Here is a 21,296-nt window from a genome sequence, read left to right on the forward strand (position 1 = left end):
CCTTTCGCAAGTCTGTTAGCGCTCACAGCGTGTTACGTCAGCGTTTACGGGGGATTAAAACGTTCCTCGCGCGCGTCGCACAAGGCCCGGCTCGCCACCCCGGGCGGGTTCCCGCTGATCAACAGGGGTGATTGCGCAGGCAGGCCCGCCGAATCCAGGCGTGACCCGTGACACGGGGGTTATCTTAACGTTATGAAAAGCGGGGAAAGCGGTCTCCGTGCGCATCGCGATACAAACGTTTTACTCGACACCCGGACAACTCCGCCCACTCCAGACCCGGAAACACCGCTCCACCGGTACCGCGACTGGCGCCCCAGTCGTTAGTACGTTTTAATTGGTCCCCATGGCCATGGTCAGCATCAAGGACGTCGCCGCACACGCCGGCGTCTCCCCGGGCACGGTCTCCAACGTACTGAACCGGCCCGGAAAAGTCGCGCCCGCCACCCGGGAGCGGGTGGAGGCGGCGATCAGCGAGCTGGGGTTCGTCCGGCACGGCTCGGCCTCGACGCTGCGCGCCGGGCACAGCAGGACGATCGGCCTGAGCGTGATCGACATCGGCAACCCGTTCTTCACCGAGGTCGCGGCCGGGGTCGAGGACGTGGCCAGCGAGCTCGGCTACGCGGTCATCCTGGGCAACTCGGCGGGCTCGCAGGACAAGGAGGAGCGCAACCTGCGGGTGCTGGCCGAGCACCGGGTGCGCGGCGTGCTGATCACCCCCTCCGGCGAGGACCCGGGCCGACTCGACCGGCTGCGCGAGCGCGGCATCAGCGTCGTCCTGGTCGACCACCCGGCGCACCGGCCCGACCAGTGCGCCGTGGCCGTGGACGACGTCGCGGGCGGCCGGGCCGCGGTCACCCACCTGCTGGCCAAGGGCGCGCGCACCGTCGCCTACGTGACGGGCCCGATGACGATCAGGCAGTGCGTGGAGCGCTGGGAGGGCGCCAAGGCCGCGATGCGGGGCGCCGGGCTCGACCCCGGCGACCTGAAGGTGGCCGAGACCGCGACGATGACGGCCCGCGCGGGCGAGAAGGCGGCCGCCGACCTGATCGAGAACGGCCTGCCCGAGGCCGTGTTCTGCGCCAACGACCTGCTCGCGCTCGGCGTGCTGCGCGCGCTGCTGCGGTCGGGCGTGCGGGTGCCGGAGGACGTGGCGTTGATGGGCTACGACGACATCGACTTCGCCGCCGCCTCCACCGTCTCGCTCAGCTCGATGCGGCAGCCGACCTACCAGCTCGGCCGGATCGCCACCGAGCTGCTGCTGGACGAGTGCGACAACCCGGAGACGCACGCGCACCAGCACATCATGTTCCAGCCCGAGCTCGTCGCCAGGGAGTCCACACAATGAGCCGCCGTTTCGCCGCCGTCGACCTCGGGGCCTCCAGCGGCCGGGTGATGCTGGCCGACCTCTCCGACGGCCTGGAGCTGACCGAGGTCCGCCGCTTCCCCAACGAGCCGGTGACCGAGGCGGGCCGCCTCCACTGGGACATCACCGGCCTCTACTCGGAGATCCTCGACGGCCTGCGCGACGCGGGCCCGGTGTCGTCCATCGGCGTGGACTCGTGGGCGGTCGACTACGGGCTGCTCGACGAGTCGTACCGGCTGATGGGCAACCCGGTGCACTACCGCGACGACCGCACGCGAGGGGTGGCCGAGCGGGTGGCCGGGTCGGTCGGGGCGGAGACCCTGTACGACGTGTCCGGGCTGCAGGTGCTGCCGTTCAACACGCTCTACCAGCTGCTGGCCGACCGGCTCGACGGGGCCGTGACGATGCTGCTGATCCCCGACCTGATCGGCTACTGGCTCACCGGCGAGGTGGGCGCGGAGGTGACCAACGCCTCGACGACGGGACTGCTCGACGTGCGCACCAGGTCGTGGGCGTTCCCCCTGATCGAGCAGCTCGGGCTGCCGGCCGGGCTGTTCCCGCCGTTGCGCCAGCCCGGCGAGGCGGTCGGAAAGCTGCGCCGGCACGTGGCCGACGTGGTCGGCTGGTCGGCGCCCGTCACGGCGGTCGGCTCGCACGACACGGCCTCGGCCGTGGCCGCCGTGCCCGCCTCCGGTCCGGCTTTCGCCTACATCTCGTGCGGCACGTGGTCGCTGGCCGGGGTGGAGCTGCCGGAGCCCGTCCTGACGCCCGAGAGCCGGGCCGCGAACTTCACCAACGAGGCCGGCATCGACGGCACCGTCCGCTACCTGCGCAACGTCATGGGGCTGTGGCTGCTGCAGGAGTGCCTGCGCGCCTGGCCGGGCTCCGACCTGCGCGAGCTGCTGAAGGCGGCGGCGGGCGAGCGGCCGTTCGCGGCCGTGGTCAACCCGGACGAGCCGGGGTTCCTGCCGCCGGGCGACATGCCGGCCAGGATCGCCGCCGAGTGCCGCCGCACGGGGCAGGAGCCTCCGTCGTCCCCGGCCGCGTACGTGCGGTGCGTGCTGGAGAGCCTGGCGCTCGGGCACCGGCTGGCCGTGCGGCAGGCGATGGAGCTGTCCGGGCGCGACGTCGAGGTCGTCCACCTGGTGGGCGGCGGCTCGCGCAACGAGCTGCTGTGTCAGCTCACCGCGGACGCCTGCGGGCTGCCGGTGGTGGCCGGGCCCGCGGAGGCGACCGCGCTCGGCAACGTGCTCGTGCAGGCGCGCTCGGCGGGCCTCGTCTCGGACCTGGCGGAGATGCGCTCGCTGGTCGCCGCCTCCCAGCCGCTGCGCCGCTACGAGCCCTCCGGCGATTCGCAGGCGTGGGAGAAGGCCGCCGCGCGCCTCGCCTGACCCCCTTCGACCTGCGGGTTTTCGCCTCCCGGGAGCAGGGCAGAAACCCGGCCAGGGGTTTCGGGGGGCGTCATGGACATGCGTTGGCCGCTGCTGCGGCAGCTGACCGGCGAGGACCGCAGCGGGCGGGGAGCGGCGGTGAAGTCGGCCAGGACGGCGGCGCTGCGCGCCCGCACGGCCACGGCCGACCGGGTGGTCAAGTCAATCTGCCCGTACTGCGCGGTGGGCTGCGCCCAGAACGTGTACGTACGGGATGAACGGGTCGTCCAGATCGAGGGCGACCCCGACTCCCCCATCAGCCGCGGCCGGCTGTGCCCCAAGGGCGCGGCCAGCCTCCAGCTCACCACCGCGTCCGGCCGCCGGCACAAGGCGCTCTACCGCCCGCCGGGCGGGGCCGACTGGCAGGAGATCGACCTCGACACGGCCATGGACATGGTGGCCGACCGGGTCATCGCCACCAGGCGCGAGACCTGGGAGTGGGAGCGGGACGGCAAGCGCACCGCCAGGACCCTGGGCATCGCCAGCCTGGGCGGCGCGACGCTGGACAACGAGGAGAACTACCTCATCAAGAAGCTGCTGACGGCGCTCGGCGTGGTGCAGATCGAGAACCAGGCCCGCGTCTGCCACAGCTCCAGCGTGGTCGGGCTCGGCACGTCGTTCGGCCGGGGCGGGGCCACCACGTTCATGCAGGACCTGCAGCACTCCGACTGCGTGGTCATCCAGGGCTCCAACTTCGCCGAGGCGCATCCGGTCGGCTTCCAGTGGGTGATGGAGGCCAAGGCGCGCGGCGCGGTGATCATCCACATCGATCCGCGCTTCACGCGCACGAGCGCGCTGGCCGACCTGCACGTGCCCATCCGCGCGGGCTCCGACGTGGCCTTCCTCGGCGGGATCATCAACCACGTGCTGGACAACGACCTGTACTTCCACGAGTACGTGGTCAACTACACCAACGCGGCCACCATCCTGCGGGCGGACTACCGCGACGCCGAGGACCTCGACGGCGTGTTCTCCGGCTTCGACCCGGAGACCCGCGTCTACGACGACGAGACCTGGCAGTACGAGGGAATGACGGTCTCCCCGGCCTCCGGCGCGCGGGACGTGGACTACGAGCGGCGGGTGGGCAAGCTGCCGCCGGGCCACTCCGAGATGCTCGGCGCCACCGGCCTGCCGATGGACGGGACGCCGCAGCGCGACGAGACGCTGAGCCACCCGCGCTGCGTCATGCAGGTGCTGCGCCGCCACTTCGCCCGCTACACCCCGGAGATGGTGGAGCGGGTGTGCGGGGTGCCGCCCGAGCTGTTCCAGCGGGTGTGCCGCCATCTGACGGACAACTCCGGCCCGGACAAGACCGCCGAGTTCGTCTACGCGGTGGGCTGGACGCAGCACAGCGACGGCGCGCAGTTCATCAGAGCGGCGAGCATCCTGCAGCTGCTGCTGGGCAACCTGGGCCGGCCAGGCGGCGGCATCCAGGCGCTGCGCGGGCACGCCAGCATCCAGGGCTCCAGCGACGTGCCCACGCTGTTCAACCTGCTGCCTGGTTACATCCCGATGCCGCACGCGCACGAGGATCTGAGCCTGCGCAAGTTCCTGCGGGCCGACTCGCCGCACAAGGGCTGCTGGGCGAACATGTCCGCGTACCTGATCAGCCTGCTCAAGGCGTGGTGGGGCGAGTCGGCCCAGCCGGACAACGACTTCAGGTTCGGCTACCTGCCCAGGCTGACCGGGTCGCACAGCACGTACGACACCGTGCTGGCGCAGCTCGACGGCGTCTGCAAGGGCTACTTCCTGCTCGGCGAGAACCCCGCGGTCGGCTCGGCCAACACCCGGATGCAGCGCCTGGGCATGGCGAACCTCGACTGGCTGGTGGTCCGCGACTTCAACCTGATCGAGAGCGCCACCTGGTGGAAGGACGGCCCGGAGATCGAGACGGGCGAGCTGATCACCGAGGACATCGGCACCGAGGTGTTCTTCTTCCCCGCGGCGTCGCACACCGAGAAGAGCGGCAGCTTCACCAACACCAACCGGCTGCTCCAGTGGCACCACCAGGCGGTCGAGCCGGGCGGTGACGCGCGCAGCGACCTGTGGTTCATGTACCACCTGGGGCGGATCATCCGGGAGAAGCTGGCGGGCTCGGCCGATCCGATGGACGCGCCGGTGCTCGAGCTCACCTGGGACTACCCGCTCGTGGGCGAGCTGTCGGAGCCGTCCGCGGAGGCCGTGCTGGCGGAGATCAACGGCTGGGGGCCCGATCGGCGGCCTCTGTCCGGGGCCGGCGAGCTCAAGGACGACGGCTCCACGGCGTGCGGCTGCTGGATCTACTGCGGCGTGCACGCCGGCGGCGTCAACCGGGCCGCCCGCCGCAAGCCGCACACCGAGCAAGACTGGATCGCCGCCGAATGGGGGTGGGCCTGGCCGGCGAACCGGCGGATCCTCTACAACCGGGCCTCGGCCAGGCCGGACGGCAGCCCGTGGAGCGAGCGCAAGAAGCTCGTCTGGTGGGACGCGGACGCGGGCCGGTGGACCGGGTTCGACGTGCCGGACATCGACGTGGACAAGGACCCCGGTTTCCGGCCCTCGGAGGACGCCCAGGGTGTGGCGGCGCTGTCCGGGACCGATCCGTTCGTCATGCAGGCCGACGGGAAGGGCTGGTTGTTCGCCCCGTCGGGGGTGGTGGACGGGCCGCTGCCGACGCACTACGAGCCCCAGGACTCGCCGGTGGCCAACCCGCTCTACGGCCACCAGCGCAACCCGGCGCGCAAGGTCTACCCGCACGAGGACAACCGCTACCAGCCGAGCGGCGACGAGCCGGGCGCGTCGGTCTACCCGTACGTGGTGACGACGTACCGGCTGACCGAGCACTTCACGGCGGGCGGGATGAGCCGGCACACGCCGTACCTGGCGGAGCTGCAGCCGGAGATGTTCTGCGAGGTGTCGCCGGAGCTGGCCGCCGAGCGCGGGCTCGTGCACGGCGACTGGGCCACGATCGTCACGGCGCGCAACGCCATCGAGGCCAGGGTCATGGTCACCGACCGGATGCCGTCGCTGCGCCTGGACGGGAAGATGCTGCACCAGATCGGGCTGCCGTTCCACTACGGGCCCAACGGCCTGGCCAGGGGCGACGCGGCCAACGAGCTGTCGGCGATCTCACTGGACCCCAACTCCCACATCCAGGAGGTCAAGGCCCTGGCGGCCGACATCCGGCCCGGGCGGCGGCCGCGCGGGCCGGCGCTGCCGGAGCTGGTCAGGTCCTATCAGGAACGCGCGGGCATCGGCGCCGGCACGGGGACGGAGGCGTGATGGGCCGCGTGGGGTTCTTCACCGACACCAGCATCTGCATCGGCTGCAAGGCGTGCGAGGTGGCCTGCAAGGAGTGGAACGCCGTCCCCGAGGACGGTCTGGCCTTCACCGGCATGTCCTACGACAACACCGTGACCCTGGGCTCCGACACCTGGCGGCACGTCGCGTTCGTCGAGCAGCGCCGGCCGCTCGGTAACCAGGAGCCCGGGGTCGGCGACATGGACTTCCGCTGGCTGATGGCCTCCGACGTGTGCAAGCACTGCACGGAGGCGGCCTGCCTGGACGTGTGCCCGACGGGCTCGCTGTTCCGCACCGAGTTCGGCACGGTCGTGGTGCAGCAGGACATCTGCAACGGGTGCGGCTACTGCGTGCCCGCCTGCCCGTTCGGGGTGATCGGCAAGCGGGAGAGCAGCGGCGTGGCCGCCAAGTGCACCATGTGCTACGACCGGCTGGGCGACGGGCAGGAGCCCGCGTGCGCCAAGACGTGCCCGACGGACTCGATCCAGTTCGGGGACCTCGACGAGCTGCGCGAGCGGGCCGAGCACCGGCTCGAGCAGGTGCGCGCGGCGGGGACGGCCTCCGCCCGCCTGTACGGGCACGACCAGGGCGACGGCGTGGGCGGCATGGGGGCGTTCTTCCTGCTGCTGGACGAGCCCGAGGTGTACGGCCTGCCGCCCGATCCCGTGGTGACCACGAGGGACCTGCCGTCGATGTGGCGGCACGCGGGGGTCGCGGCGCTCGCCCTGCTGGCGGGCGTGGCGGCGACGGCGCTGCCGATCTGGAGGAGGCGGGGATGACCAGTCAGACCGACGTGCGCCTGGACGGCTCGGCCGAGCTGCGCACCGAACGCGAGGCCACGCCGGGCTCCGCGGGCGAGCGGCGCAGGCCGCCGGAGGCGGGCCCAGAGAAGGGCCCAGTGAAGGGCCCAGTGAAGGGCCCAGTGAAGGGTTACGACTCCTACTACGGCCGGCCGGTGCTCAACGAGCCGACGTGGCAGGAGCACGACATCGCCGGCTACCTCTTCCTGGGCGGCCTGGCCGGCGCGTCGTCCACGCTGGCGGCCGTCGCCGAGCTCACCGGCAGGCCGCGCCTGGCCAGGGTGGGCAGGGTGGCCGCGCTGTGCGCGCTGGGCGGCTCGTTCTACTCGCTGATCCACGACCTGGGGCGGCCCGAGCGGTTCATCAACATGCTGCGGGTGTTCAAGGTGACCTCGCCGATGAGCGTCGGCACGTGGATCCTCACGGCGTACGGACCGCAGGCCCTGTGCGCCGGGGCCGCCGACCTGTCCGGGCGCCTGCCCAGGCTGGGCCGGGCCGCCACGGTCGGGGCGGGCCTGGTGGGGCCCGCGGTGGCCACCTACACCGCCGCGCTGATCTGTGACACCGCCGTGCCCGCCTGGCACGAGGGGTTCCGCGAGATGCCGTTCCTGTTCGCCGGCTCGGCCGCGGCGGCGGCGGGCGGGCTCGGGATGCTGGCCGCGCCGCTGTCGGAGGCGGGTCCGGCCCGCCGGGTGGCGATGCTGGGCGCGGCCGTCGAATGCGTGGCCGCCACCCGGATGGAGCGGCGGCTGGGGCCGCTGGCCGAGCCGCTCAAGCGCAGCCCGCTGCTGCGCGCGGGCGAGGCGCTGTCGCTGGCGGGCGCGCTGGCCGGGGTGACCGTCGGCCGGCGCAGCAGGATCGCGGCCGTGGCGGCGGGCGCGGCCCTGCTCGCGGGCTCCGCGTGCACCCGGTTCGGGATCTTCCGCGCCGGGATGGAGTCCGCGAACGACCCCAAGTACACCGTCCAGTGGCAACGGAGGAAGCTCGCATGAGCCGCAAAGTCATCGCCTACCTGCCGTTCTTCGGCATCGTCCTGGTCACCTGCGCGGCTTCCTGGCTGGCGGGCAGGACCGCTCCCGAGGGCCTGATCCGGGGACGTACGATCAGCAGATGACCGAAAAGACCGAAACCACGCCTGGATGGCTCTCGCGCGACGAACTCGAGTCGGTGCGGGGCCAGCTGCCCATCCTCTACGTCGACGCCGTGCCGGTGCGGGTCGACGACACCGGCGTGGTCACCCGCGTCGGCCTGCTGCTGCGCATCGCGTCAGACGGCACGGTCAGCCGGGCGCTGGTCTCGGGACGGGTGCTGCACCACGAGCGGATCCGCGACGCGCTCCTGCGTCATCTGGAGAAGGATCTCGGCCCCGTGGCGCTCCCCCACATCCCCGCCTCCCCTCAGCCGTTCACCGTCGCCGAGTACTTCCCCACGCCCGGCGTCACCCCCTACCACGACCCCCGCCAGCACGCCGTCTCCCTGGCCTACATCGTCCCCGTCGCGGGCGACTGCCGGCCCCGGCAGGACGCCCTGGACCTGGAGTGGTTCACCCCGGAGGACGCCGCGTCCCTGGCGGTGCAGCAGGAGATGACCGGGGGGCAGGGCGTGCTGCTCAAGCAGGCCCTCGCCTACGTCGGCTGCCTGCCCTGATAGACGGCTTTGCTGAAGGACAGGGAGCGGCCGCCCGCGTCGAACTCGGCGCGGGCCGTGACCCGCTTCCCGCTCCCGCCGGGCAGCGCGAAGCCGACCGAGATCGCCGTTCCCGGGTCCACGCGCGGCATCGCGCGGGCCCGCGCGCGGTTCAGGCCCAGCTCGACCTCGCGCCAGGGCACCGACGAGCCGTTGTACAGCGTCACCACGACCTGGCCGCCGGTGATCTCGGTCTTCAGCCCGTACGGGATCCGCGGGTCCGGGCCGATCGAGTCGTCCAGCAAGGTCATCAGCTCGTCCACCAGCTCCAGCCGCTCCGCCGCCAGGTCGCGGCGTTCCCCCGGGTCGGTGGCCAGGTCGTACAGCTCGACCCGGCCCTCCGGCCCGGCGCCCGCGATGTGCGGCGCGAAGCGGACCAGCTTCCACCGGCCGCGGCGGATCGCCTGGGCCTTGCGGGGCCGGTTCCACACCAGGTGGTCGTGCCTGGGGGCGCCCGCGCCGGTGAGCAGGCCGCGGAAGGACAGGCCGTCGAGGTGCGCGGGCACCGGCACGCCGGCCAGGTCCGCGAGGGTCGGCAGCACGTCCCACGAGGCCACCGGCTGTTTCACCACGCGCGGTCGTAACGCGGGCGACCAGGCGATCAGCGGCACGCGGATGCCGCCCTCGTAGACATCGCGTTTGTCCCCGCGCCAGGGCCCGTTGGAGTCGAACAGCTCCGGCGTCACGCCCTTCTCGCTGTGCGGCCCGTTGTCGCTGGTGAACAGCACGAGCGTGTGCTCCGCGACACCGGCCGCGCGTAACTCCCGCACCAGCGTGGCCACGTCGGCGTCGAGCCGGGCCACCTGCGCGGCGTGCCGCCGGTTCGGGCCGCTCCACGGCCGGTTCTCGTAGCGCCCGGCGTCACCGGGGATGACGCTCGGCGAGTGCGGCAGGTTGGTGGGGAAGTAGAGCAGGAACGGGTCGTCGCCGCCGCGCCGGATGAACTCGGTCGCCCGCTCGCGGAACAGGTCCGGCGCGTACTGCCTGCCGTCGAGGCGCACCTTGGCGCCGTTGTGCCACAGGTACTTGGGGAAGTACTGGTGGGCGTGGGCGTGGCCGATGTAGCCGAAGAACTCCTCGAAGCCGCGCTCGTTCGGGTGCGAGGCCTGGCCCGGCAGCTCGGGGCCGAAGCCCCACTTGCCGAAGCAGGCCGTGCGGTAGCCGGACAGGCGCAGCAGCTCGGCGAAGGTGAGGTCGGCGTCGGTCAGCGAGCGCTGCGGCCCGCCCTCCGGGTTCTCGCGTACGGTGCCGTGACCCGCGTGCAGCCCGGTGAGCAGCGCGCAGCGCGACGGCGCGCAGAGCGGCGCCCCGGAGTAGGCCGTCTCGAAGCGCACGCCCTCGGCCGCCAGCCGGTCCAGGTTGGGGGTGCTGATCAGGCGCTGTCCCTGGCTGCCGATCTCGCCCCAGCCCAGGTCGTCGGCCAGGATCACGACGATGTTGGGCCGTGAAGGCAGGCCTGCTGCCGCGAGAGCGGGTTCGGGCAGGGCGAAGCCGGCGAGACTTCCGGCGAGCAGGGTACGGCGCGAAGGCCCGTCGATCACGAACCGCAACCTATCGGAGCCCAAGGCGAATAGGAGACAAATCGCAGCTGAACTTCCGTCACCGCGTGTAGCCCCACAGGCGGCAGATCTCGCGCAGCTCGTCGGGCACCTCGTCCACCGACGGCAGGGGGCGGCCCGCGACGACCGTCCCGGTGCGGATCTTGTCGCGCCAGTCGCCGATGCCCTTGACGAAGCCGCCGTGGTCCTTGTCGCCGTAGGAGAGCATGGTCGGCTCGAACTCCACGCCCAGGAAGAGGCAGAGCCGCCGCAGCTCGCGCTCGGGGTCGGCGACCAGGTCCTCGTAGCGCAGGGTCAGCCCGTCGAGGTGGGTGCGGGCCTCCTCCAGGTACGTCATGTAGCTCAGCGTGCGCGGCACGGCCTCCTCCATGGGCCGCCTTTCCGGGTCGGCCTCGTGCCAGGACTGCACGATGGACATGGGGTGGCGCAGCAGGAAGAGGAAGCGCGCGTCGGGCCAGCAGGTGGCGATGCGCCGCCAGGCGAACACGTTGCTCGGCGTCTTCTCCGCCAGCACCGGCTTGCCGCTGCGGGTCAGCTCGCGGTGCAGCAGCCGGTCCCACACGATGTGCTCGATGTCGCTGTGGGTGTGGCCGAGCGCCTCCATGGCCTGCCGTACGGGCTCGGTGCCGAGCCCGACCGTGAGCCGCCTGAAGTGCGTCTCGATGGGCGAATGCACCTGGGAGTGGCTGTTCAGCATGACCCGCAGGAGCGTGGACCCCGACCGTACGGACGACAGCAGGAAGACCGGCTCGCGCAGCAGCCGGTCGTGCGCGGGATCGGCGGGCGGCCGCACCTCGTCGCCGGGCAGCCGCTGCATCACCAGCGGCGGCGGTGGCGGCGGCTTCGGCGGCTGCTTCCGCGGCCGCCGCGTCAACGTGTATCCCGTCAGGCCCTCCAACGTCGTGTTGGCCCGGTACCTCCAGCTCATGGCCCACAAAGGTAGAGACGGCCCGTGAACCCCAGGTGAATCCGGGCTGTGAACCTCACCCGCGCTTGTGGACGACCCGCTCGTGCACGACCGCGTACGTGTTGCGCAGCGCCGCCATCGACTCGTCGTAGGACGCCTGCGCGACCCCGGTGAACAGGCAGTCCACCACCATGAGCTGGGCGATGCGGCTGCCCAGCGCGCCCGAGCGGAACTTCGTCTCCCGCGCGGCCGTCGTGAGCGTCACGTCGGCGGCCCGGGCCAGCGGCGAGTCGTGGAAGTTCGTGATGGCCACGGTCGAGGCGCCCGACTTGCGGGCGATCGACAGGAACTCGACCGTGTCCACGGTGGCTCCCGTGTGGGACACGGCGACCGCCACGCAGCCGGAGTCGAGCGTGGCCGCCGACGTCCAGGCCGAGTGGGAGTCGTGCCAGTTGATCGCGGTACGGCCGATGCGCGACAGCTTCTGGTGCAGGTCGAGCCCCACGAGGGAGCTCGCGCCCACCCCGAAGCTGTCGATCCGCCGGGCCGCCAGCAGCAGCGACACGGCGGTGGCCAGCGCCTCCATGTCCAGCGAACGGGCCGTGTCGGCGATGGACAGCGTCTCGTTCATGGCCACCTTGGAGACGATGCCCTCCAGGCTGTCGTACCGGTCGATGTCGCCGGACGCCTCCGGCAGGCTCGACCTGGTCAGCTCCTCGCGCGCCACCGCCCTGGCCAGGTCGATCCTGAGGTCCTTGTAGTGGGCGTAGCCCATGCGCTGGTAGAAGCGCACCACGGAGGTCGTCGAGGTCGCGCAGCGGGCGGCCAGCTCGGCGATGGACAGGTTGGCGGCCCGGGCGGGATCGCCGACGAACTCCTCCGCGATCCGCCGCTCCGACGGCCTCAGCGCGGGCATGGCGGCCCGGATGCGGATCAGCACGGTCCCGTCGTCCTCGGACATCCTCACCCATCCCCGCAACGGAAAGAAAAGTACCCCAGTGGTAGGGTCTGCGTAATTTTATGACCGACTCCCCCCAGGAGACCAACATGCCCCGTGGCGCACTCTCCGCGGTCGGCATCGCCGCTGCGCTGTCCGTCGCCCTCACCAGCTGCTCGTCATCGTCCTCATCCTCCGGGCCCGCCCCGAGCACCGGCGGCGCGGCCTCCGGCAAGACCCTCGTGGTCGGCGTGACCACCGACCCGGACACGCTCTTCCCCTGGAAGGCCACCCAGTTCCAGGCCGTCAACGTGCTGCAGAACCTGTACGGGACGCTCACGGAGTTCGACAAGGACCTGAACGTGGTCCCCGGGCTGGCCGAGTCGTGGCAGACCTCGGACGACGGCAAGAAGCTTGCCCTCAAGCTGAGACAGGGCGTCACGTTCGCCGACGGCAGCGCGTTCGACTCCCAGGACGCGAAGTCGTCGCTGGAGAAGATCATGGACGAGAAGACGGCGGCCGTGGCCAGGGCGTCGCTGTCGTCGGTGAAGTCGGTCGAGGCGCCCGACGCGGGCACCGTGGTGCTGGAGCTGACCGGGCCCGACGCCGCGCTGCCGGCCAACCTGGCCACGGTCAACATGGCGATGCTCTCCTCCGACGACACCGAGGAGAAGCTCAACACCACGCCGAACGGCACCGGGCCGTTCAAGCTGCGCAACCGCGTGGCGAGCCAGTCGATCACGCTGGCCAGGAACGACGCGTACTGGGGCGGCGAGAAGCCCAAGGTGGCCACGGTCGAGTTCCGGGTCATCCCCGACGAGTCGTCCATCGTCTCGGCCATGCAGTCGGGCAACGTGCAGCTCGCGGTCTTCAACGACCCGCTCGTCGCGCAGACGGCGCAGGGCGGCGGCACGCTCACCGTGACCAAGACGCCGCAGCTCAACTACCACGTGCTCCAGCTCAACGCGCAGCACGGCGACCTCAAGGACGTCAACGTGCGCCTGGCGATCCAGTGCGCGATCGACCGCAAGCAGGTGCTCGACACCGCCGCGCTCGGCGAGGGCGAGGTGACCGGGCCGATCACCGCCCCCGCGTTCAAGTCGGACCCGAACAAGCGCCCCTGCCCGGCCCGCGACCTGGCCAAGGCCGCCGAGTATCTCGGCAAGGCGGGCAAGTCCGGCGGGGTGACCGTCAAGACCATCGTCTCCCAGGGCGAGTACGCGACCTCGGTCAACGAGGCCCAGAACCTCAAGGCCCAGCTCGCCGAGGCCAAGATCAACCTCGAGCTGGAGGTGCTGGAGTCGGGCGCGTTCGTGGACCGCTGGGTGGCCGCCGACTTCGACGCGGCCGTGGCGCTCAACGGCGGCCGCCCCGACCCGGACGGCTCCTACGGCCGCTACTTCACCAGCAAGGGCAACCTGAACAAGGTCGCCGGCTACAGCTCGCCCGAGATGGACAAGCTGTTCGCCGAGGGCAAGGCGACGACCGACCAGGCCGCCCGCAAGGCGATCTACGAGCAGGTCTCGGCGAAGCTGGAGGAGAACGCCCCCTGGATCTGGCTGTTCTCCGGCTACACCTACACCGCCACGGCCTCCGGCGTGCAGGGCTTCGTGCCGATGGCCAGCGGCTCGCTGCAGTATCTGCGGACCACCTCCGTCAGCTGATGAGACGTATGCGCAACCGCGTCATCAGCACGGTGGGCACCCTGTTCGGGGTGGCCGTGCTGGTGTTCGTCATGCTGCGGGCGATCCCCGGCGACCGGATCACGGCGGGGCTCGGCACCGAGGCCGCCGCGCTCACGCCCGCGCAGCGGCAGGCCCTGGAGCAGTACTACGGGCTCGACCAGCCGCTGATCGCGCAGTTCTTCTCGTGGCTGGGCAACATGTTCACGGGGAACTTCGGCTACTCGGCCCGCCAGCAGCAGAGCGTGCTCGACCTGACCCTGCACTCGCTGCCGGTGACGTTCGAGCTGGCGGTGCTCTCGATCGTGCTGGCGCTGCTGATCGGGGTGCCGCTGGGCATGCTGGCGGCCTCCAGGGCCAACTCCCCCAGGGACGCCCTCGGCCAGCTGGTGAGCCTGGCGGGGCTGTCGGTCCCGGCGTTCCTGCTGGCCACGGCGCTGCTGTCAATCTTCGCGGCGTCGTTCGGGTTCAACCCCAACGGGCAGGGCTTCGCCATGCTCTTCGACGATCCGCTGCTCAACCTGCAGCAGATGTTCCTGCCGGCGCTGGTGCTCGGCTTCGGCATCGCGGCGCCGATCCTGCGCACCACCCGCACGGCGGTGCTGGAGGTGCGCTCGGACGACTTCGTCCGCACCGCCCGCGCCAAGGGCGTGCCGGAGCGGCGGCTGCAGGTCAGGCACGTGCTCGGCAACGCGCTCGTGCCGATCGTGACCATGACCGGCCTGCAGTTCGGCTACCTGCTCGGCGGCGCGGTCGTGGTGGAGCAGATCTTCTCCGTGCCGGGCGTCGGCCGGCAGGTGCTGCTGGGCATCCAGCAGAAGGAGTACGCGGTCGTGCAGAGCACGGTCTTGGTGATCGCGCTGGCGTTCGTGCTGGTCAACCTGCTGACGGATGTGCTCTACCGGGTCATCGACCCGAGGGTGAGGGCCTCGTGAGGAGGAGTCCCGCCCTGGTGGCGGGGTCGGTGATCCTCGTGCTGCTGGCGATCGTGGCGGCGCTGTCGTACGCCGGGCTGCTGCCGTACGACCCGGTCGCGCAGCACCCGCCCTCCCGGTTCGGGGCGCCGTCCGGCGCGCACCTGTTCGGCACCGACCAGTTCGGCCGGGACGTGTTCTCCCGGGTGGCGGCCGGGGTCGGCAACTCGGCGCTCATCGCGGTCGTCGCCGTGGTGTTCGCGACCGTGGCGGGCACGCTGGGCGGGCTCGTGTCCGGCTTCTACCGCGGCGTCGCCGACGGCGCGATCGGCGGGGTCACGAACGTGCTGTTCGCGTTCCCGCCGCTGCTGCTGGCGCTGTCGCTGGCGTCGGTGCTGGACCGGAACTGGTTCACGATCGCCGTGGCCATCGCCATCGTGTACGTGCCCATCTTCGTCCGCGTCACCCGGGGCCCGGTGCTGTCGCTCAGGGAGATCGAGTACGTGAAGGCGGCCGTCTCGACCGGCATGAGCCGCTGGCAGATCATGCTCCGGCACGTCCTGCCGAACATCACCTCGATCGTCATCGTCCAGGTCGCCCTGTCGCTGTCGTGGGCGGTGCTGACCGAGGCGTCGCTGAGCTTCCTGGGCCTGGGCACGCCGCCGCCCGCGCCGTCACTGGGCTCGATGATCTTCGAGGCGCGCAGCCTGGTCTTCGTGGCACCGTGGACGCTGATCGCGCCGGGCGCGCTCGTCGTGCTGCTGGTGGTGGGCCTCAACCTGCTCGGCGACGGTCTGCGTGACACCTTCGACCCGCGAGGAAGACGATGAGAATTCTTGGGATGATCTCCGGCACGTCGCACGACGGGATCGACGTGGCCGTCGTGGACTTCGAGCTCGTCGGCGGCCTGCTCGAAGGCCGGGTGGGTCACACGGCGAGCACGCCGTACCCGGCGGAGCTGCGGGCCCGGCTGATCGCGGCGCTGCCGCCGGCCGAGACGACGCTGGCCGAGGTGTGCGTGCTCGACACGCTCATCGGGCAGAGCTTCGCCGAGGCCGCGGCGTCGGCGATCGCGCTGGGCGGGCCCGTCGACCTGATCGTCTCGCACGGGCAGACGGTGTTCCACTGGGTGGAGGGCACGCACGCGCTCGGCACGCTGCAGATCGGCCAGCCCGCGTGGATCGCCGAGCGGACCGGCGTCCCGGTGCTGTCGGACGTGCGCGTCCGGGACATCACGGCGGGCGGGCACGGGGCGCCGCTGGTGTCGGTGCTGGACGGGCTGCTGCTGCGGGCCCACGAGGGCGGGGCGGCGGCGCTCAACCTGGGCGGCATCGCGAACATGACCGTGGTGCGCGGCGGCGAGCTGTACGCCTACGACATCGGGCCCGCGAACGCGCTGATCGACGCGGTGGTCACGAGCAGAGGGCTGAACGAGCGGGGCTTCGACGCGGACGGGCGGATCGCGGCCTCGGGCCGGGTGGCCGAGCGGCTGCTGGAAGTGCTGCTGGACGAGCCGTACTACGCGCTGGCGGCCCCCAAGAGCACCGGCAAGGAGCTGTTCCACCTCGGGTACGTGGAGGCCGCCCTGGCCCGGGCGGGACGCGCGCCCGGAGACGCCGACCTGGTCGCGACACTCACCGAGCTGACCGTCCGGACGGTGGCCCGGGACGTGCGGGCCGCCGGGGTGGGCGCGCTGGTCGTCTCCGGCGGCGGCTGCCGCAACCCCGTGCTCATGGACGGGCTGCGGGCCGCGCTGCCCGGCGTGGACGTGGCGCCGTCCGACGACTACGGGGCCCCGTCCGACGACAAGGAGGCCATCGCGTTCGCGCTGATCGGCTGGCTGACCGCGCACGGCCTCCCCGGCACGGCGCCGGGCGGGACGGGCGCCCGGGAGGCCCGCATCCTCGGCACGCTGACGCCCGGCGCGGGGCCGCTCGCGCTGCCGGCGCCGGTCGCCGAGCCGCCCCGCTCGCTGGTGCTGACGCGATGAGCTCTCCTGACCACGGTGCCGCGGGCGACGAATCGGCGAGCGCCCCGGCGGGGGTGGTCATGGCCGCGCGGACGCCGTGGTTCGACCTCGCCGAGTGCGCCGGTCACCGGACCGTGCGCCGGGAGGACGGCCGGCTTGTAGGCGACGCGCCGATGACCCTGGACACCTGCCACGACCTCGCCTCGGTCACGAAGGTCGTGGCCACCACGACGGCGCTCATCCGGCTGGTGTCCGACCGGCTGGTGGACCTGGACGCGCCGCTGAGCGCGTACCTCGCCCACTCGTACGAGGCGATCACCGTGCGGGACCTGCTCCTGCACCGCGGCGGGCTGTGGGAGTGGTGGCCGCTCTACATCCAGCCGGCGCCGCCGCCCCCGCGCTACCGCCCCGGCCGCGCCCGCCACTACTCCGACCTCGGCTTCGTCCTGCTCGGCCGGATCGTCGAGACCGTCACCGGCCTGAGCCTGGACCGGGCCGTGACCGAGCTGGTCACCGAGCCGCTCGGCCTCGGCTCGACCGGGTACGGCCGCCCGGTCGGCCCCGAGGTGGCCATGAGCGCCCTGGACGACCGGATCGAGATGGTCATGCTCGACACCGGCCGGCCGTATCCCGTGCCGTACCGCAGCTCCGACTTCGCGCGCTGGCGGCGCGGGCCGGTGCTCGGCGAGGTCGCCGACGGCAACGCCCATCACGCCTTCGGCGGGGTCGCGGGGCACGCCGGGCTGTTCTCGACCGTGCCGGACCTGCTCGCCTACGGCCTGGCGATGTCCCGGTACCAGGAGCACGACCGGCTGTGGCGGCCCGAGGTGGCCGAGGAGTTCTTCACCCCAGGCCCCGACGCCGGGCAGGCCCTGGGGTTCCGCACGTACGAGCTGCAGCTGTGGGACGAGACCGTCACCGTGCTCGGCCACCCCGGCTACGTCGGCTGCGCGGTCGGCTTCGTGCCCGGCCGCGACATCGCCCTGGCCCTGGCGAGCAACCGCCTGCTCGTCGAGGGCGACCCCACCCCCACCGACGCCCTCTGGGGCGGGCTGCTGCAGACCATCACGCAACGATCGAGGACCGCATGACCCCCCTCCTGGAGATCCGTGACCTCTCGGTCGCCTTCCGCACCCGCAGGCAGGACGTCACCGTCGTCAAGGGCGTCTCGATGGAGATCCTGCCCGGCCAGACCGTCGCGGTGGTCGGCGAGTCGGGCTCCGGCAAGTCCACCACGGCCGCCGCCGTCAACCGGCTGCTGCCGGACAACGGCCGCATCACCGGCGGCCGGATCATGTTCGACGGCCGCGACCTGACCGGGCTCTCCGGGCGCGAGATGACCGCGATCCGCGGCGCGGGCATCGGCCTGGTCCCCCAGGACCCCATGTCGAACCTCAACCCGCTCATGCGCGTCGGCGACCAGATCGCCGAGGCGCTCGAGGTCCACGGCGTGGCCACCGGCAAGGCGGCCCGGGCCCGCGTGCTCGAACTGCTGGACCTCGTCGGCATCCCCGACCCGGCCCGCCGGATCGGGCAGTATCCGCACGAGTTCTCCGGCGGCATGCGCCAGCGCGCGCTGATCGCCATGGGGCTGGCCTGCCGGCCGAAGCTGCTCATCGCCGACGAGCCCACCTCCGCGCTGGACGTGACCGTGCAGCGGCGCATCCTCGACCAGCTCGAACAGCTCACCGCCGAGATGGGCACGGCCGTCCTGCTGATCACGCACGACCTGGCGCTGGCGGCGGAGCGGGCCGACGTGGTGGCCGTCATGCACGACGGCCGGATCGTCGAGACCGGGCGGGCGGCGGAGATCCTCGCCGAGCCCGCGCACGAGTACACCAGGCGGCTGCTGAACGCCGTGCCGAGCCTGTCATCGGTCCGCGTCGCGGAACCGCCTCAGGAGGCCGAGGACCTGGTGGTGGTCGAGGGCCTGCGCAAGGTGTTCCCGATCAGGGGCACGGGCGAGGAGCTGACCGCGGTGGACGGGGTCTCGTTCCGGATCCCGAAGGGCCGTACCGTCTCGATCGTGGGCGAGTCGGGCTCGGGCAAGTCGACCACCGCGAACCTGCTGCTCGGCCTCGACGACCTCACCTCCGGCAGCATCCGCTTCGACGGCACGGACCTGGCGGCGCTCGGCAGGCGGGAGCTGTTCGCCTTCCGGCGGCGGGTCCAGCCGGTGTTCCAGAACCCGTACGCCTCGCTCGACCCCCGCTACCCGGTCGGGAAGTCCATCGCCGAGCCGCTGCGCGTGCACCGCGTCGGCACCGCCGCCGAGCGCAGGAAGGCCGCCGCCGAGCTGCTGGAGAAGGTGTCGCTGCCCGCGTCCATGGCCGACCGGCTGCCGCACGAGCTGTCCGGCGGTCAGCGCCAGCGGGTGGCCATCGCGCGGGCGCTGGCGCTCTCGCCCGAGCTGGTCGTGCTGGACGAGGCCGTCTCGGCGCTCGACGTGCTGGTGCAGGCGCAGATCCTGGAGCTGCTCGCCGGGCTGCAGCGCGAGCTCGGGCTGAGCTACCTGTTCATCAGCCACGACCTGGCCGTCGTACGGATGATCTCGCACGAGGTGCACGTCATGAGCGGCGGGCGGATCGTGGAGAGCGGCACCGCCGAGGACGTCTTCGACCGCCCGTCCGCGGACTACACCCGCGAGCTGCTCGCGGCGATCCCCGGCAACAGGTAGGTTGGAAATTCGGACTCTCGGAGGTGAGCATGCCCAGGGAATGCTCGATCGCCAACGCGCTGACGGTCGTCGGCGAGCGCTGGAGCCTGCTGGCCATGCGGGAGGTGCTGCTGGGCGTGCGCCGCTTCGACCAGATCGCCCGCAACACCGGCGCCAGCCGCGACATCCTCACCACCAGGCTGCGCAAGCTGGAGGAGGTCGGGCTGCTGGAGCGCGAGCTGTACGAGTCGCACCCGCCGCGCTACGAGTACGTGCTGACCGATGCCGGGCGGGCGCTGCACTCGGTGCTGCTGTCGCTCATGGACTGGGGCGACCGGTACGTCACGAAGGGCGAGCCGCCGACGGTGTGGCGGCACGGCTGTGGCGAGCCGCTGGAGCCGCTCATGGTGTGCGCGCACTGCCGCGAGCCCGTACACGTAGAGGACCTGTCCGTTATACGCGTACACCAGCCGCAGTAGGCCCTTCACCCGTCACAGTGGAAGGGTGAAGATCCTCCTGGTTCAGCCCCCTCACTGGTCTCCCGACGGCCACGCCAACTTCGACGCGATCGAGGAGCTCGTCACCGCCCGCTCGGGCGACGTGGTGCTCCTGCCCGAGCTGGCCGGTGCCGGCCTGCCCCGTGCCGAATACCTGGCCAGGGTGCGCGCCCTGGCCAAGGGGGCGGGGATGGCGGTCGTCGGCGGGTCCCACTACGACGGCCCGGTCAACCGGGGCGCCGTGTTCGACGCCGGGGGCGAGCTGCTGACGGAGTACGACAAGGTCCACCCCTACGACGTCGAGCTGCGCTCGGGCGTGGTCCCCGGCCTCCCGAGCGCGGGCTTCGAGCTGAACGGCCGCCGCCTGCACGTCCTGCTCTGCGCCGACCTGTGGTACTCGGCCAGCCTGGCCGGGCGCGACGGCCTCGACGCGGTGCTGGTGCCGGCTTTCTCGATCACCCGCTGGGACGGCCCCGCCCCGGCGCGCGAGCTGTGGCAGCACATGACCGTGGCGCGGGCGTACGAGTTCATGACGTACGTGGCGGTCAGCGACTGGCACCACGAGACCACCTACCACGGGCATCCCTGCGCGGGCGTCGCCGGGTTCGCCAACCCCTGCCCGCGGACCCGCGCCGGCTTCTTCACCGGCACGGGCGACGACCCGGTCTCGGCCCACGACCTGGACTTCGACCGCCTGGACGCCTTCCGGCGCGACCGCGCGGACCGCGGCTTCCGGTAGGGCTGCCCGTGCCCGCCGCGCGCCTCAGCCATGCCCCGGGGAAGGTGTGAGGGCGTCGGCGACCTGGCGGGTGACGCGGCGGCCGATGAGGGCCAGGAGCTTGCGCGGGCGGCGGGGCATCAGGTGGGCCAGGCCCAGGTTGCCCCGGCCGGGCACCACGTACCCGCGGTCGCGGTCGAACGCGCGCAAGGCGGTCGTGACGACCAGCTCGGGAGTGGCGAACTTGGCGCCGATGGCCGCCTCCCTGGTGCCGATCCGCTCGAAGAACGCGGTCTCGACCGGCCCCGGCGCGACCGCCAGCACCTTCACACCGGTGCCGCGCAGCTCGCTCCAGAGCGCGAGGCTGAAGTTGAGCACGAACGTCTTGGACGAGGCGTAGGTCGCGAAGTACGGGGCGACGTTGAAGCCGGCCGTGGAGCCCACGTTCACCACGCCGCCGGAGCCCCGGGCGAGCATGCCCGGCAGGAACGCGTGCGTCAGCCCCACCAGCGCGACGACGTTGACCATGAGCTCGTCGTGCTCGCGCTCCGGCGCGATCTGCGCGAAGTGCCCGGCCGTGCCGAAGCCGGCGTTGTTGACGAGCAGCTCGACGGCGATCCCGCGGGCGGCCACCTCTTCGGCGACCCGCGTGGCCGCGTCGGGGGCGGACAGGTCCTGGACGAGCACCTCGGCCCGCACCCCGTGGGCCTGGCGCAGCGAGGCGGCGAGGGTTTCCAGCGCGGGGCCGGACCTGGCGACCAGCACCAGGTCATGCCCTCGGGCGGCCAGCCGGCGCGCGAACTCGGCGCCGATCCCGGAGGAGGCTCCGGTGACAAGTGCGTAAGTCATGAGTTGGAAAGTAGCACGTTCTAGTAGAACTGCGCCATTTCGTCTCAGTT

General features: G+C 72.0%; 19 protein-coding genes. 15 read left to right on the forward strand and 4 right to left on the reverse strand.

The genetic code is table 11. The features are described 5' to 3' along the window. Positions 1 to 343: 343 nt before the first annotated feature. The 7 genes from AB0J87_RS34575 to AB0J87_RS34605 all read left to right on the forward strand — a co-directional run bounded on the left by AB0J87_RS34575 (position 344) and on the right by AB0J87_RS34605 (position 8,519). Positions 344 to 1,345: a substrate-binding domain-containing protein gene (locus AB0J87_RS34575; RefSeq protein ID WP_350727232.1), complete on the forward strand. Its 1,002-nt coding sequence runs from the start codon at positions 344 to 346 to the stop codon at positions 1,343 to 1,345. Then, a complete protein-coding gene (locus AB0J87_RS34580) occupies positions 1,342 to 2,754 on the forward strand; it encodes a rhamnulokinase family protein (protein ID WP_363972016.1) in 1,413 nt (470 codons plus the stop codon). Before AB0J87_RS34575 ends, AB0J87_RS34580 begins: the two co-directional genes overlap by 4 nt. 72 nt (positions 2,755 to 2,826) lie before the next feature. After that, positions 2,827 to 6,054: a formate dehydrogenase gene (gene fdh / locus AB0J87_RS34585; RefSeq protein WP_363972018.1), complete on the forward strand. Its 3,228-nt coding sequence runs from the start codon at positions 2,827 to 2,829 to the stop codon at positions 6,052 to 6,054. Next, positions 6,054 to 6,851, forward strand: coding sequence for a 4Fe-4S dicluster domain-containing protein (locus tag AB0J87_RS34590; protein ID WP_363972020.1), 798 nt, complete (start codon positions 6,054 to 6,056; stop codon positions 6,849 to 6,851). Before fdh ends, AB0J87_RS34590 begins: the two co-directional genes overlap by 1 nt. Then, positions 6,848 to 7,864 carry an NrfD/PsrC family molybdoenzyme membrane anchor subunit gene (gene nrfD / locus AB0J87_RS34595; protein ID WP_363972022.1) on the forward strand — a complete coding sequence of 339 codons (1,017 nt, stop codon included), beginning with the start codon at positions 6,848 to 6,850 and terminating at the stop codon, positions 7,862 to 7,864. The genes AB0J87_RS34590 and nrfD overlap by 4 nt, the downstream gene beginning before the upstream one ends. After that, positions 7,861 to 7,986: a hypothetical protein gene (locus AB0J87_RS34600; RefSeq protein WP_355198530.1), complete on the forward strand. Its 126-nt coding sequence runs from the start codon at positions 7,861 to 7,863 to the stop codon at positions 7,984 to 7,986. Before nrfD ends, AB0J87_RS34600 begins: the two co-directional genes overlap by 4 nt. After that, positions 7,983 to 8,519 (forward strand): NUDIX hydrolase family protein, encoded by a 537-nt coding sequence (locus tag AB0J87_RS34605; RefSeq protein ID WP_363972024.1) that lies wholly within the window; start codon positions 7,983 to 7,985, stop codon positions 8,517 to 8,519. Before AB0J87_RS34600 ends, AB0J87_RS34605 begins: the two co-directional genes overlap by 4 nt. On the opposite strand, the gene AB0J87_RS34610 is transcribed toward AB0J87_RS34605, so the two are convergent. The 3 genes from AB0J87_RS34610 to AB0J87_RS34620 are packed head-to-tail and all read right to left on the reverse strand — an operon-like array spanning position 8,498 to position 11,985. Beyond that, complete coding sequence (locus AB0J87_RS34610) at positions 8,498 to 10,099, reverse strand: arylsulfatase (protein WP_363972026.1); 1,602 nt, start codon at positions 10,097 to 10,099, stop codon at positions 8,498 to 8,500. The genes AB0J87_RS34605 and AB0J87_RS34610 overlap by 22 nt on opposite strands. Before the next feature lie 58 nt (positions 10,100 to 10,157). Beyond that, positions 10,158 to 11,045: a sulfotransferase gene (locus tag AB0J87_RS34615; RefSeq protein ID WP_363972028.1), complete on the reverse strand. Its 888-nt coding sequence runs from the start codon at positions 11,043 to 11,045 to the stop codon at positions 10,158 to 10,160. A gap of 55 nt (positions 11,046 to 11,100) precedes the next feature. Continuing rightward, positions 11,101 to 11,985, reverse strand: a complete 885-nt coding sequence (locus AB0J87_RS34620; protein ID WP_363972030.1) for a MurR/RpiR family transcriptional regulator — start codon at positions 11,983 to 11,985, stop codon at positions 11,101 to 11,103. 86 nt (positions 11,986 to 12,071) lie between these two features. Here AB0J87_RS34620 and AB0J87_RS34625 point away from each other — a divergent pair, with 86 nt between their 5' ends. From AB0J87_RS34625 to AB0J87_RS34660, 8 genes are read left to right on the forward strand one after another with little or no spacing between them, the layout of a single operon-like run. Then, positions 12,072 to 13,625 carry an ABC transporter substrate-binding protein gene (locus AB0J87_RS34625; RefSeq protein WP_363972032.1) on the forward strand — a complete coding sequence of 518 codons (1,554 nt, stop codon included), beginning with the start codon at positions 12,072 to 12,074 and terminating at the stop codon, positions 13,623 to 13,625. Beyond that, positions 13,625 to 14,578, forward strand: coding sequence for an ABC transporter permease (locus tag AB0J87_RS34630; protein WP_363972034.1), 954 nt, complete (start codon positions 13,625 to 13,627; stop codon positions 14,576 to 14,578). Before AB0J87_RS34625 ends, AB0J87_RS34630 begins: the two co-directional genes overlap by 1 nt. Beyond that, entirely contained in the window at positions 14,575 to 15,387 is an 813-nt protein-coding gene (locus AB0J87_RS34635) for an ABC transporter permease (RefSeq protein WP_355198520.1), read from the forward strand. Before AB0J87_RS34630 ends, AB0J87_RS34635 begins: the two co-directional genes overlap by 4 nt. Further along, entirely contained in the window at positions 15,384 to 16,547 is a 1,164-nt protein-coding gene (locus AB0J87_RS34640) for an anhydro-N-acetylmuramic acid kinase (RefSeq protein WP_363972036.1), read from the forward strand. Before AB0J87_RS34635 ends, AB0J87_RS34640 begins: the two co-directional genes overlap by 4 nt. Beyond that, on the forward strand, positions 16,544 to 17,617 hold the full coding sequence (locus AB0J87_RS34645; RefSeq protein WP_363972038.1) for a serine hydrolase domain-containing protein: 1,074 nt from the start codon (positions 16,544 to 16,546) through the stop codon (positions 17,615 to 17,617). The genes AB0J87_RS34640 and AB0J87_RS34645 overlap by 4 nt, the downstream gene beginning before the upstream one ends. Continuing rightward, positions 17,614 to 19,203, forward strand: coding sequence for an ABC transporter ATP-binding protein (locus tag AB0J87_RS34650; protein ID WP_363972040.1), 1,590 nt, complete (start codon positions 17,614 to 17,616; stop codon positions 19,201 to 19,203). Before AB0J87_RS34645 ends, AB0J87_RS34650 begins: the two co-directional genes overlap by 4 nt. A 29-nt stretch (positions 19,204 to 19,232) precedes the next feature. After that, the gene (locus AB0J87_RS34655; RefSeq protein ID WP_363972042.1) at positions 19,233 to 19,661 is read left to right on the forward strand and encodes a helix-turn-helix domain-containing protein; all 429 of its coding nucleotides are present in this window, start codon (positions 19,233 to 19,235) and stop codon (positions 19,659 to 19,661) included. 25 nt (positions 19,662 to 19,686) lie between these two features. Beyond that, positions 19,687 to 20,418 carry a carbon-nitrogen hydrolase family protein gene (locus tag AB0J87_RS34660; RefSeq protein ID WP_363972044.1) on the forward strand — a complete coding sequence of 244 codons (732 nt, stop codon included), beginning with the start codon at positions 19,687 to 19,689 and terminating at the stop codon, positions 20,416 to 20,418. Between the two features lie 24 nt (positions 20,419 to 20,442). Here the strand turns inward: AB0J87_RS34660 and AB0J87_RS34665 are convergent, their stop codons facing one another. Continuing rightward, on the reverse strand, positions 20,443 to 21,246 hold the full coding sequence (locus AB0J87_RS34665; RefSeq protein WP_363972046.1) for an SDR family oxidoreductase: 804 nt from the start codon (positions 21,244 to 21,246) through the stop codon (positions 20,443 to 20,445). Positions 21,247 to 21,296 lie beyond the last annotated feature (50 nt).

Source organism: Nonomuraea sp. NPDC049625, from assembly GCF_040675285.1.
GTDB classification, from domain to species: domain Bacteria; phylum Actinomycetota; class Actinomycetes; order Streptosporangiales; family Streptosporangiaceae; genus Nonomuraea; species Nonomuraea angiospora_A.

Excerpts from the sequence above, each read along its gene's own strand:
- AB0J87_RS34575 (WP_350727232.1), top strand. The coding sequence starts at position 344 with ATGGCCATGGTCAGCATCAAGGACGTCGCCGCACACGCCGGCGTCTCC.
- AB0J87_RS34580 (WP_363972016.1), top strand. The coding sequence starts at position 1,342 with ATGAGCCGCCGTTTCGCCGCCGTCGACCTCGGGGCCTCCAGCGGCCGG.
- fdh (WP_363972018.1), top strand. The coding sequence starts at position 2,827 with ATGGACATGCGTTGGCCGCTGCTGCGGCAGCTGACCGGCGAGGACCGC.
- AB0J87_RS34590 (WP_363972020.1), top strand. The coding sequence starts at position 6,054 with ATGGGCCGCGTGGGGTTCTTCACCGACACCAGCATCTGCATCGGCTGC.
- nrfD (WP_363972022.1), top strand. The coding sequence starts at position 6,848 with ATGACCAGTCAGACCGACGTGCGCCTGGACGGCTCGGCCGAGCTGCGC.
- AB0J87_RS34600 (WP_355198530.1), top strand. The coding sequence starts at position 7,861 with ATGAGCCGCAAAGTCATCGCCTACCTGCCGTTCTTCGGCATCGTCCTG.
- AB0J87_RS34605 (WP_363972024.1), top strand. The coding sequence starts at position 7,983 with ATGACCGAAAAGACCGAAACCACGCCTGGATGGCTCTCGCGCGACGAA.
- AB0J87_RS34615 (WP_363972028.1), bottom strand. The coding sequence starts at position 11,045 with ATGAGCTGGAGGTACCGGGCCAACACGACGTTGGAGGGCCTGACGGGA.
- AB0J87_RS34620 (WP_363972030.1), bottom strand. The coding sequence starts at position 11,985 with ATGTCCGAGGACGACGGGACCGTGCTGATCCGCATCCGGGCCGCCATG.
- AB0J87_RS34625 (WP_363972032.1), top strand. The coding sequence starts at position 12,072 with ATGCCCCGTGGCGCACTCTCCGCGGTCGGCATCGCCGCTGCGCTGTCC.
- AB0J87_RS34630 (WP_363972034.1), top strand. The coding sequence starts at position 13,625 with ATGAGACGTATGCGCAACCGCGTCATCAGCACGGTGGGCACCCTGTTC.
- AB0J87_RS34640 (WP_363972036.1), top strand. The coding sequence starts at position 15,384 with ATGAGAATTCTTGGGATGATCTCCGGCACGTCGCACGACGGGATCGAC.
- AB0J87_RS34645 (WP_363972038.1), top strand. The coding sequence starts at position 16,544 with ATGAGCTCTCCTGACCACGGTGCCGCGGGCGACGAATCGGCGAGCGCC.
- AB0J87_RS34650 (WP_363972040.1), top strand. The coding sequence starts at position 17,614 with ATGACCCCCCTCCTGGAGATCCGTGACCTCTCGGTCGCCTTCCGCACC.
- AB0J87_RS34655 (WP_363972042.1), top strand. The coding sequence starts at position 19,233 with ATGCCCAGGGAATGCTCGATCGCCAACGCGCTGACGGTCGTCGGCGAG.
- AB0J87_RS34665 (WP_363972046.1), bottom strand. The coding sequence starts at position 21,246 with ATGACTTACGCACTTGTCACCGGAGCCTCCTCCGGGATCGGCGCCGAG.